9 protein-coding genes are annotated in these 10,745 nt (G+C 71.8%); 7 read left to right on the top strand and 2 right to left on the bottom strand.

What is annotated here, in order from left to right; genetic code table 11:
• The first annotated feature begins 38 nt into the window (after positions 1-38).
• The 4 genes from H299_RS0102715 to H299_RS0102730 all read left to right on the top strand — a co-directional run bounded on the left by H299_RS0102715 (position 39) and on the right by H299_RS0102730 (position 4,817).
• Positions 39-515, top strand: a complete 477-nt coding sequence (locus H299_RS0102715) for a GNAT family N-acetyltransferase (protein WP_037757276.1) — start codon at positions 39-41, stop codon at positions 513-515.
• A 63-nt stretch (positions 516-578) separates the two neighbouring features.
• The gene (dnaG, locus tag H299_RS0102720; RefSeq protein ID WP_027747156.1) at positions 579-2,510 is read left to right on the top strand and encodes a DNA primase; all 1,932 of its coding nucleotides are present in this window, start codon (positions 579-581) and stop codon (positions 2,508-2,510) included.
• Positions 2,511-2,733: 223 nt separating this feature from the next.
• Complete coding sequence (locus H299_RS0102725) at positions 2,734-3,420, top strand: snapalysin family zinc-dependent metalloprotease (protein ID WP_027747157.1); 687 nt, start codon at positions 2,734-2,736, stop codon at positions 3,418-3,420.
• Between the two features lie 146 nt (positions 3,421-3,566).
• Positions 3,567-4,817 carry an RNA polymerase sigma factor gene (locus tag H299_RS0102730; protein ID WP_027747158.1) on the top strand — a complete coding sequence of 417 codons (1,251 nt, stop codon included), beginning with the start codon at positions 3,567-3,569 and terminating at the stop codon, positions 4,815-4,817.
• A 23-nt stretch (positions 4,818-4,840) separates the two neighbouring features.
• On the opposite strand, the gene H299_RS31800 is transcribed toward H299_RS0102730, so the two are convergent.
• Together H299_RS31800 and H299_RS31805 are read right to left on the bottom strand one after the other, a co-directional pair.
• Positions 4,841-6,391, bottom strand: coding sequence for an FGGY family carbohydrate kinase (locus H299_RS31800; protein ID WP_078512403.1), 1,551 nt, complete (start codon positions 6,389-6,391; stop codon positions 4,841-4,843).
• Between the two features lie 154 nt (positions 6,392-6,545).
• Entirely contained in the window at positions 6,546-6,941 is a 396-nt protein-coding gene (locus H299_RS31805) for an SCP2 sterol-binding domain-containing protein (protein WP_037757280.1), read from the bottom strand.
• A gap of 207 nt (positions 6,942-7,148) precedes the next feature.
• Here H299_RS31805 and fabI point away from each other — a divergent pair, with 207 nt between their 5' ends.
• From fabI to H299_RS0102755, 3 genes are all read left to right on the top strand, one after another.
• A complete protein-coding gene (gene fabI, locus H299_RS0102745; RefSeq protein WP_027747159.1) occupies positions 7,149-7,946 on the top strand; it encodes an enoyl-ACP reductase FabI in 798 nt (265 codons plus the stop codon).
• A 208-nt stretch (positions 7,947-8,154) separates the two neighbouring features.
• The gene (locus tag H299_RS0102750; protein ID WP_106965699.1) at positions 8,155-9,285 is read left to right on the top strand and encodes an MDR/zinc-dependent alcohol dehydrogenase-like family protein; all 1,131 of its coding nucleotides are present in this window, start codon (positions 8,155-8,157) and stop codon (positions 9,283-9,285) included.
• A gap of 16 nt (positions 9,286-9,301) precedes the next feature.
• Complete coding sequence (locus H299_RS0102755; RefSeq protein ID WP_027747161.1) at positions 9,302-10,648, top strand: NAD(P)/FAD-dependent oxidoreductase; 1,347 nt, start codon at positions 9,302-9,304, stop codon at positions 10,646-10,648.
• Positions 10,649-10,745 lie beyond the last annotated feature (97 nt).

Consider the following 10,745-nt stretch of genomic DNA (forward strand, 5'->3'; position numbering starts at 1 on the left):
CGGGCGGGTGAGTGCGGGGCCTTCGTAGGGTGGCGGGCATGACGGTGCGGACCGAAGTGGTGCCGGTGGCGGAGATCATCGCGTTGCGGGCGGAGGTGCTGCTGCCCGGGCGACCGCCCGCGGCGGCGGCCTTCCCCGAGGACGGCGAGCCCGGCGCGTTCCACCTCGCGGCCTACGACGGCCCGGGTGCGCGGGTGCTGGGCTGCGGCAGCTTCTCCCCGGAGGCGCCGCCCGCCGCCGTCCCGGGGGTCCCGGGGGTCTTGGCGTACCGCATCCGGGGGATGGCCAGCGCCGCCCCCGTGCGCGGCCGGGGCTACGGCGCGGCCGTGCTGCGCGCCGGGACGGAGCAGGTGCGGGTGCGCGGCGCCGGGCTGCTGTGGTGCAACGGCCGGACCGGCGCCCGCGGCTTCTACGAGCGGCACGGCTTCCAGGTGTACGGGGAGGAATTCGTCATCGAGGGTGTCGGGCCGCACGTCGTCCTCGCCCGGGACCTCTCGGGCGCCCGCCCCCGCTGAGCCTCTCCCGCCGAGCCGCCGGGCGGCCGTCCGGCTGTCGGCGGCGAGCCGTAGACTTCCTCCGTGGCGGGAAGGATCAACGACGAGGACGTGAAGGCGGTACGGAACGCGGTTCCGATCGACGCCGTGGTCTCCGAGTACCTCCAGCTCAAGAACGCGGGCGGCGGCAACCTCAAGGGCCTCTGCCCGTTCCATGACGAGAAGTCCCCCTCCTTCACCGTCAGCCCCAGCAAGGGCTTCTACCACTGCTTCGGCTGCCAGGAGGGCGGAGACACCCTCGACTTCGTGCGGAAGATCGACCACCTCTCCTTCTCCGAGGCGGTCGAGCGGCTCGCCGCCCAGGCAGGCATCACCCTGCGGTACGAGGAGGGCGGGTACGGCCGCGCGAGCCAGCAGGGCGAGCGCACCAGGATGGTGGAGGCACACCGCGTCGCGGCCCGCTTCTACGTGGAGCAGCTCGCCGGGGAGGAGGCCGAGATCGGCCGGAGGTTCCTCTCCGAGCGCGGCTTCGGCCCGGAGGCGGCCGAGCACTTCGGGGTGGGCTACGCGCCGGCGGGCTGGGACCACCTGGTGCGGTTCCTGCGCGGCAAGGGCTTCTCGGACAAGGAGATGATCCTCTCCGGCCTCGCCCAGGACAGCCGCTCGGGCCGCCCCATCGACCGCTTCCGCGGCCGGCTGCTGTGGCCCATCCGGGACATCACGGGCGAGGTCGTCGGCTTCGGTGCCCGCAAGCTCCGCGAGGACGACAACGGGCCCAAATACCTCAACACGCCCGAAACCCCGCTCTACCGCAAGTCCCAGGTCCTCTACGGCATCGACCTCGCCAAGCGGGAGATCGCCAAGGCGGGCCGGGCCGTCGTCGTCGAGGGGTACACGGACGTGATGGCCTGCCATCTCGCCGGGGTCACCGGCGCCATCGCGACCTGCGGCACCGCGTTCGGCAGCGACCACGTCAAGATCCTCCGGCGGGTGCTGCTGGACAACTCGCGCTCCGAGGTCGTCTTCACCTTCGACGGGGACGCCGCCGGGCAGAAGGCCGCGCTGCGCGCCTTCGAGGACGACCAGAAGTTCGCCGCCCGTACCTGGATCGCCGTCTCGCCCGGCGGAATGGACCCGTGCGACCTGCGGCTGGCCGAGGGCGACGCGGCGGTCAAGGAGCTGGTGGACAGCCGGACGCCGCTGTTCGAGTTCGCCATCCGGTCGGTGGTCGAACAGCACAACCTGGAGACAGCCGAGGGGCGTTCGGCGGCGCTGGAGGAGGCCGCGCCCATCGTGGCGCGGATCAAGGACGGCGCCATCCAGCACGAGCACGCCGTACGGCTGGCCGGGCTGCTGGGCATCCTGGACACCCAGTTCGTGGTGAAGCGGGTGGCGCAGTTCGCCCGGTGGGCGCGCGAGCGCGGCGCGTCCCGGCCCGGCGGCGCGGCGGGCGGCGCGGGGCGTGCGGCGGCGGCGCCGGGCGGGTCCGCGCGCGAGGCGGCACCGGAGCGGACGGGTCCGTCCTCCCGGGGCCCCGCGCTCAACCTCCGCAGCCCCGCCCACCGGGTGGAGCGCGAGCTGCTCAAGCTCGCCCTCCAGCGGCCCGAGCTGGTCGCCCCCGCGTTCGACGCCTACGGCGCGGACGAGTTCACGGCCCCGCCGTACGCGGTGATCCGCGAGGCGGTCGAGACGGCCGGGGGCGTCACCGGCGCGGACGACGGCTTCCTGGTCCGGGTGCGCGACGCCGCGCCCGACGACACCGTGCGCACGCTGGTCACCGAGCTGGCCGTCGAACCGCTGCACAGCGCCCGCACGGCGGACGAGATCTACGCGGGGATGCAGCTGGTCACCGTCCGGCTGGCCGCCGTCGATGCCCGTATCGCCGAGCTGGAGGGCGCGGCCCGGAGGCTGGAGGCCCGCCACGACACGCAGGGCTCGGCACCGCTGCGGGCACAGCTGTGGGAGCTTCAGCAGTACGGCCGCGGCCTGCGCGAGCGCGGCGCGGCGGCGCTGTAGGCGGCGCCGCACGGCCGAGCGCCGGGGCTGCCCGCAGCGGGCGGGCCGCCCTTACCGGAGCTAGGGCCGCCCTATCGCCCGCTGACATCATCCGCCCCGCCCCCGCCGCCCCGACACTCTGCGGAAGCAGGACTTCCACGAGACGCGGACGGCGCCGGAGCGCACCTCTCGCACCCCCGTCGGTCTGCGGCCATCCCCCATGGCGACGAGAGGAACCATCCCTGTGAACCACACCAGGACTGTGCTCTCCACCGTGCTCGGCCTCGGACTGGCGGTCGCGAGTCTGGCCGCCGCCCCCGCCACGGCGACCGCGCCCCCAGCGGCGGCGGACGGCTCCGCCACCGCCGCGTACACCAGCGGCGACGGCGCGGGGCGGCACGGGCACGCCGACCGCTTCGACCAGGAGGCGTTCATCGACGCGGTACGGGAGGCCGCGCAGCGCCAGCAGGACGCCGAGCCCGGCTTCCAGGCCGTCACCGTGACCTACAACGACAGCGGCGCGCCCAGCTTCCAGAGCCAGATAGCGCAGAGCACCCAGATCTGGAACGCGGCGGTCTCCAACGTCACCCTCCAGGAGACCAGCGGCCAGGGCCACTTCTCCTACTACGAGGCCAACAGCGGACGCGGCAGCTACGCCTCGACCGACGGACACGGGCGCGGCTACATCGTCATCGACTACCGGCAGGCCCAGCAGTACGCGCCGCTGCGCATCGTCTCGCACGAGACCGGTCACATCCTCGGCCTGCCCGACCACTACTCGGGCCCGTGCAGCGAGCTGATGTCCGGCGGCGGCGCGGGACCCTCCTGCACCAACCCCCGCCCCAACGCGGCCGAGAGCAGCCGGGTGGACCAGCTGTGGAGATACGGACTCACCAGCGCGCAGAAGCCGGAGGCGGCCACCGCCCGGTGACCGCGGGCAGGTGACCCGGTGCCGTCGCGCGCGGGCGACGGCACCAGGGCGCGTCGCCGGGCCCCGCGCGGCCCGGCGCCGTGCGGGAAAAAACCGGGCGCACGACTCTCGTGGCGGGAGTGTGTCGTACCCCACACTGGTGGGCGGTGCCTGAGTCATCGGAGCGCGGCGGTGCTGGCCGGGAGGGGCCACAGCCCTCCGCGGATCCGCACATCGTTCACGGGACGGAGCGCGGCGTGGCCGCGAACGCTCCCGTACCGCACGCCGCCCCCGAACCGGCAGCGATCACCTTGGAGGTCGCCCCCGTGCAGACCCAGACCCTCACGAGTGCGGTCCCCGCCGCACCCACGGTCCCCGTATCGCCCCCCAGCCCTTCGCCCCCCGCTCCCCGTGCGCAGCCGGACGCGGCGCCGCCCGAAGCAGGCCATCCGGAACCGGATCTGGACGGCCCCCCGCCGCCCAAGCCCGGCACCGGGGCGGGCGGTGGTCCCTCCGCCGACCTGTTCCGGCAGTACCTGCGCGAGATCGGCCGCATCCCGCTGCTCTCCGCCGCCGACGAGGTCGACCTGGCCCGCCGGGTGGAGGCCGGGCTCTTCGCCGAGGAGCGGCTGTCCACGGCCACCAGCCTGGACAGCCAGCTCGCCCTGGACCTGGACAAGGTCGTGGTGCTCGGCCGGATGGCCAAGCGCCGCCTCATCGAGGCCAACCTCCGGCTCGTCGTCTCCGTCGCCAAGCGCTACGTGGGCCGGGGCCTGACCATGCTCGACCTCGTCCAGGAGGGCAACCTCGGCCTGATCCGGGCTGTCGAGAAGTTCGACTACGCGCGTGGCTACAAGTTCTCCACGTACGCGACGTGGTGGATACGCCAGGCCATGTCCCGCGCGCTGGCCGACCAGGCCCGCACCATCCGGGTGCCCGTGCACGTCGTCGAGCTGATCAACCGTGTGGTGCGGGTACAGCGGCGCATGCTCCAGGAGCGCGGCTACGAGCCCTCGCCCGGGGAGGTCGGCGCGCAGCTCGACCTGTCCGAGGAGCGGGTCAGCGAGGTGCTGCGGCTGGCGCAGGAGCCGGTGTCGCTGCACGCGCCCGTCGGCGAGGAGGACGACGTCAACCTCGGTGACCTCATCGAGGACGGCGACGCGCCCTCGCCGGTCGAGTCGGCCGCCTTCCTGCTGCTGCGCGAGCACCTGGAGGCGGTGCTCTCCACGCTCGGGGAGCGGGAGCGCAAGGTCGTCCAGCTGCGCTACGGGCTCGCGGACGGGCGTCCGCGCACGCTGGAGGAGATCGGCCGCATCTTCGGAGTCACCCGCGAGCGCATCCGGCAGATCGAGTCCAAGACGCTGAGCAAGCTGCGGGACCACGCCTTCGCGGACCAGCTGCGCGGCTACCTGGACTGAGCGGGCGGGCCGCGCGGCTGGGGTCAGCCGTCGTGGCCCTGCCCCGGGTGGCCCTGCTGCCCGTCGTAACCCTGCTGCCCGAAGGCCTGCCGGCCGTCGTAGGCCCGCGCGTCGTAGGCCTGGCCGTCGTAGCCCTGCGCGCCGTACGCCTGCGCCGGTGGTGCCGACGCCTGCTCGAACGCGCCCGGGTGCGCCTCCTCGCGCACCGCCACGTACTGCTGCCGGATCGCCTGCCCCACCGCCAGCTCGTCCCCCGGCTCGAAGTCCTGGCACGCCGCGGCGGGCCATGCCGGTGGCGCGCCGCCGCCCGCGAGTGCCCAGGCGGCCTGGCGCGCGGCGCCCAGCGCCGTGTAGTCGGCGGGCTGCGGGACCTTCACCGGCACCCCGAAGATCCCGGGAGCCACCGACTGCACCGCCGGGAGGTCGGCCGCCGCGCCCAGCAGGAAGACCCGCCGCACCTGGACGCCGCGGGCGCGGAGCACGTCCAGCGCGTCGGCCAGGCCGCACAGCATGCCCTCCAGCCCGGCCCGCGCCAGGTGCTCGGGCCGCATGCTCTCGCGGCGCAGGCCGTGCAGGGAGCCCGCGGTGTGCGGGAGGTCGGGGGTGCGCTCGCCCTCCAGGTAGGGGAGGAGCACCAGCCCGGACGCCCCGGGAGTGGACTTGAGCGCCAGCTCGGAGACGCCGTCGAGGTCGGTGCCCAGCAGCTCGGCCGTGCCGCGCAGCACCCGCACCGCGTTCAGCGTCCGTACCACGGGCAGGTGGAGCCCGGTGGCGTCGGCGTACGAGGTGATCGTGCCGGTCGGGTCGGCGAGGGCCTCGTGGTGGACGGCGAAGACCGAACCGGAGGCGCCCAGGGAGACCACCGCGTCACCGATGCCGACCCCCAGCCCGAAGGCCGCGGCCATCGTCTCGCCGGTGCCCGCGGAGATCAGCAGGCCCTCCGGGGTGTGCCCGGCGGTGTCCGCCGGGCCGATCACCTGGGGGAGCGCGACCTGGTGGCCCAGGGCCAGTTCGACCAGGTCGGGGCGGTAGCTCTGCTGGGCGGCCGACCAGTAGCCGGTGCCCGAGGCGTCGCCCCGGTCCGTCGTACGCCGCTCGGGGCGGCCCAGCAGCTGCCAGACCAGCCAGTCGTGCGGCTGGAGCACCTCGGTGATCCGGGCCGCCGTCGCCGGGTCGTGGCGCGCCAGCCAGCGCAGCTTGGAGACGGGGTGCGCGGCCTGCGGTACGGCGCCCACCGCCTGTGCCCAGGCGGACCGGCCGCCCAGCGCGTCGGTCAGGTCGGCGGCGGAGGTCTGCATCCGCCGGTCGTTGCCCAGCAGCGCGGGCCCGACCGGCATCCCCTCGGAGTCCAGGGCGACGACGCCCTGCTGCTGGGCGGCGACGCCGATGGCGCGTACGTCGGCGAGCTGGCCGGCGCCCGCCGCCTCGCCGAGCGAGAGCAGCCAGGACTGCGGGTCGTCCCGCTCACCGGAGTGCTCGGCGTACCCCTGCGTGACGACCGCGCCCGTGTCGGCGTCGCAGACCACGACGCGGGTGTAGGCGGACGAGCTGTCCAGTCCGGCGACGATGCTCATGCTCCGTGGATGCCCTCCAGCTCCGGAATTCCTGTGCAGGGGGTGCAGACTACCGGGGCGCCGCGGTGCCGCGTCCCGCGCGTGCGGAAGGCTCCGCCACCGGTGGGTGGCGGAGCCTTCCGGCAGCCGTCCGGAGCGATCGGCCGACAGCCGGTCAGTAGTCGGTCAGCTCGTGCACCTCGTCCGAGATGGCCTTGAACTCCGGCGTGGAGAGCGTCGGCGCGCTGGAGCGCAGCTTCGCGACGTCACCGCCCGGACGGATCTTGCCCGTCACCAGCCCGGAGAGCGGCTTGAGTTCACCCTTGGTCATCTTGACGCTGCTCTCGTAGGACAGCTTCAGGGTGCAGGTCGGGTCCTCCAGCATGCCGAGGCGCGCCTCGACCAGCTGCCCGCTGCGGATCTTGAAGTAGTAGTGGATCTCGCCGCCGTCCGGGGCCTCCCGGATCAGGTGCTGGATGTCCACGTCCGTACCGGCCTTCTCCGGCATTCTGCTGCCCCGCTTCTCCAACTCCGCCAGATACTCGGAAGAAAGATACTTGATCTTCGACACTGCGGCCTCCAGTGAAACAACGTCCATAGCGGGGATGTCCGGCCGCCAGACTAACGGCCGCCGCAGTGCCTTCTCTTCCTCCTCCGCGATGAATTCGGGCGCCTGGCCCGGCGAAAACTGGTCCGAAATGATGAGAGGGCCACGCCGGAATCCACTGCTACTCTCGGGCCCGCTGTGCACGGCTGCGGGGGAGTGGGAGACGTATCCATGCTGTTCGAAAACAAGCGAATTCTCGTCACCGGTGTTTTCAACGAGTCCTCGATCGCCTTCGGGGTGGCCCGGCTGGCACAGGAGCAGGGCGCCGAGGTCGTCCTGACCGGCTTCGGACGCGGCCTGCGCCTCACCGAGCGGGTGGCGCGCCGGCTGCCGGCCACCCCCGACGTCCTGGAGCTGGACGTCACCCGCGAGGACCACCTCGCGGCCGTCGCCGCCGAGTTGGACGCGCGCTGGGGGCGGCTCGACGGCGTCCTGCACGCGGTGGCGTACGCGCCGGGGCACATCATGGGCGACGGCTTCCTGGACGCCGAATGGCCGGACGTGGCGACGGCGGTGCAGGTCTCGGCGTACTCCTTCGTCGCGCTGGGCCGCGGACTGGGCGGGCTGCTGGCCGCGAGCGGGGGCGGCTCCCTGGTGGGCCTCGACTTCGACGCCACGGTGGCGTGGCCCTCCTACGGCTGGATGGGCGTGGCCAAGGCGGGTCTGGAGTCCTGCTGCCGCTACCTGGCCGCCGAACTGGGCGACCAGGGCACCCGCGTCAACCTCGTCGCCGCCGGCCCGCTGCTCACCGCCGCCGCCCGGGGCATCCCCGGCTCCGAGCAGGTGAGCGGCCCGTGGGCGCACCGGGCGCCGCTGGGCTGGGACCTGGGCGACCACACCCCGGTGGCCCGTGTGGTCTGCGCGCTGCTCTCGGACTGGATGCCCGCCGTGACCGGCGAGATCGTGCACGCGGACGGCGGGGTGCACGCCGTCGGCGCGGCCCGCGGGGAGCGCCCGACTCCGCCCTAAGGACGAACCCTCATCCTTTAGTTGCGCCCGCTGAATTCATCAGAGCGAGGGAAGCGCACGCCCCGGCAGTTCCCTATGTTGGTCATATCGAGGCCCTGCCACACACAGGGAATCGCGGCGAGTCGAATGATGACCTTCCGGATTATCGAGGGGCCGGGTGCAGGTGATAACGACCGATGCTTGGGTATTGCACGCAGGACCGGCCGACATGGCCGTTGACAATCCCGTACCGGGAGAACTCAGTCGGGAGAAGTACACGTTTCCCGACGTCACCGGGAACGAGGCGCTCGTCGAGCCGCTGTTCGGTTCCTGGGAAGCGAACATGGGCCACGCGCTGGAGCGCACCCCGGTCGACGTGTGCCGCCAGCGCGGCGAGGACCGGATGGTCATCGGGAACTTCGGCGTCGTACGGGTGGTCCGTACGGGCCGGGACGTCACCCGGGTCAAGGAGGGCGACCTCTGCCTGATGCAGGCGTTCGCCCGCACGGACGAACTCGGCTACGTGAAGCTGGTGCACGCCTACGACGCGCCGGGCACCGTGGGCGTCCTGGCTCTGCAGACCAAGATCCGCGAGCACCTGCTGACCCCGCTGCGGCCGGACACCAGGTTCACCACCCAGCAGTGGGCCGCCTCCTACGGCCGCTACTGGACGGCCTGGGACAACTGGAAGGTCGCCTACGGCTGCTACCGCTCCCAGGTGCCCGTCCGGCCGCAGGACATGGAGCACCAGCCGCTGGTCTTCGGCTGGGGCGGCGGCGTCACGATCGCCGAGCTGGAGCTGGCGCGGCGGGACGGCTTCGCCGTCGCGATGGCCTCGGCCAGCCCGAAGCGGCTGGCGGACATCGAGGCGAAGGGCATGATCCCGGTCGACCGCCGGCTCTTCCCGGATCTGAACTACGACGAAGAGCGCATGGACGACCCCGGGTACCGGCAGCGCTACCGGGAGTCGGAGCGCGCCTTCCTGCGCGCCATCGCCCAGATCAGCGGCGGCCGGGGCGCGGCGATCATCATCGACAACATCGGAAAGCCCGTCTACCGGGCCACCCTGCGGGCCCTCGGCCGGCAGGGCGTGCTCACCACCGTCGGCTGGAAGCACGGCATGCGGCTGGAGACGATGCGCGCCAACGAGTGCATCAAGCGGCACATCCACGTCCACACGCACGCCTGCCGCTACCACGACATCGAAGAGATCATGGAATTCCAGGAGAGCACCGGCTGGATGCTCGACCTCCAAGGTCAACGGATCTACGACTTCGACGAGATCCCCCAGCTCGCGCGAGATTACACCGAGGGAAATCTCGACTCGTACTTCCCGCTGTTCCAGGTCAATGAAAGCTGAAAAGGAGAACTGGGCTGTGTCTGAAGTTGACTTCGATATCGGCATCATCGGCGGCGGACCGGCCGGGTCGGCGATCGCGTCCTACCTGGCCAAGGCAGGTCTGAACTGCGTGATCTTCGAGGGGGACATCTTCCCCCGCGAGCACGTCGGCGAGTCCCTGATCCCCGCGACCACCCCGGTCCTCGACGACATCGGATTCCTGCCGCAGATGGAGACGGCCGGATTCCCCAAGAAGTACGGCGCGGCCTGGACTTCGGCCAGCGACCAGAACATTCCCACGATGGGCTTCGAGGGAATGTCGCACGGATTCCGCGCGGCCGAGATCGAGTTCCACGAGCGCGAGCAGCTCGGCGTCACCCAGGACTACACGTACCACGTGGACCGCGCCAAGTTCGACCTGATGCTGCTCCAGCACGCCGCCTCGCTCGGCGCCAAGGTGTACCAGGGCGTACGGGTCCGGCGCGTCGACTTCTCGGAGACCAACCCGCGGATCATCTTCCCGATCGGGAAGACCGAGACCTCGGTGCGCGTGCGCATGGTCGTGGACGCCAGCGGCCGGAACACCTTCCTCGGCCGCCAGCTCAAGCTGAAGGTGTCCGACCCGGTCTTCAACCAGTACGCCGTGCACACCTGGTTCGACAACCTGGACCGCACGGCCCTGTCGGTCAACAAGGAACAGGCCGACTACATCTTCATCCACTTCCTGCCGGTCACCGACACCTGGGTGTGGCAGATCCCGATCACCGACACGATCACCAGCATCGGCGTCGTCACCCAGAAGGAGCAGTTCAAGGCGTCCAAGGAGGACCTCGACGGGTTCTTCTGGGAGTGCGTGGGCAGCCGCCCCGAACTCAAGGAGGCGCTGGAGAAGTCGGACCAGGTCCGCCCGTTCAAGACCGAGGGCGACTACAGCTACGCGATGAAGCAGATCGTGGGCGACCAGTGGGCGACCATCGGCGACGCGGCCCGCTTCGTCGACCCGATCTTCTCCAGCGGCGTGAGCGTCGCGCTCAACAGCGCCCGGCTGATCTCCGGCGAGATCATCGCCGCCGCGGAGCAGGGCGACTTCCGCAAGGAGATGTTCAGCAACTACGAGGGCAAGATCCGCCGCGCCGTCAGCAACTGGTACGAGTTCATCTCGATCTACTACCGGCTGAACATCCTCTTCACCGCCTTCGTGCAGGACCCGCGATACCGCCTCGACGTACTCAAGATGCTCCAGGGCGACGTGTACGACGACGAGGAGCCCAAGGCGCTGGCGGCGATGCGCGAAATCACCAAGCAGGTCGAGGAGAACCCGGACCACCTCTGGCACAAGCACCTGGGCTCACTGCGCGCCCCGAGTGCCGCGCCGATGTTCTAGGCCACCGGCCGGTCGAGGCTTTCCTGGTTGAAAGGGGGATCGTAGATGCGCTCAGCTCAGGACCGAGACGTACCGGAAGTCCGAGGCGTACCGGAAG

This window comes from Streptomyces sp. CNH287, assembly GCF_000424825.1.

What these genes read in the sequence shown, in the direction of transcription:
- H299_RS0102715 (WP_037757276.1), top strand. Translation starts at nt 39, where the DNA reads ATGACGGTGCGGACCGAAGTGGTGCCGGTGGCGGAGATCATCGCGTTG.
- H299_RS31800 (WP_078512403.1), bottom strand. Translation starts at nt 6,391, where the DNA reads ATGAGCATCGTCGCCGGACTGGACAGCTCGTCCGCCTACACCCGCGTC.
- fabI (WP_027747159.1), top strand. Translation starts at nt 7,149, where the DNA reads ATGCTGTTCGAAAACAAGCGAATTCTCGTCACCGGTGTTTTCAACGAG.
- H299_RS0102750 (WP_106965699.1), top strand. Translation starts at nt 8,155, where the DNA reads ATGGCCGTTGACAATCCCGTACCGGGAGAACTCAGTCGGGAGAAGTAC.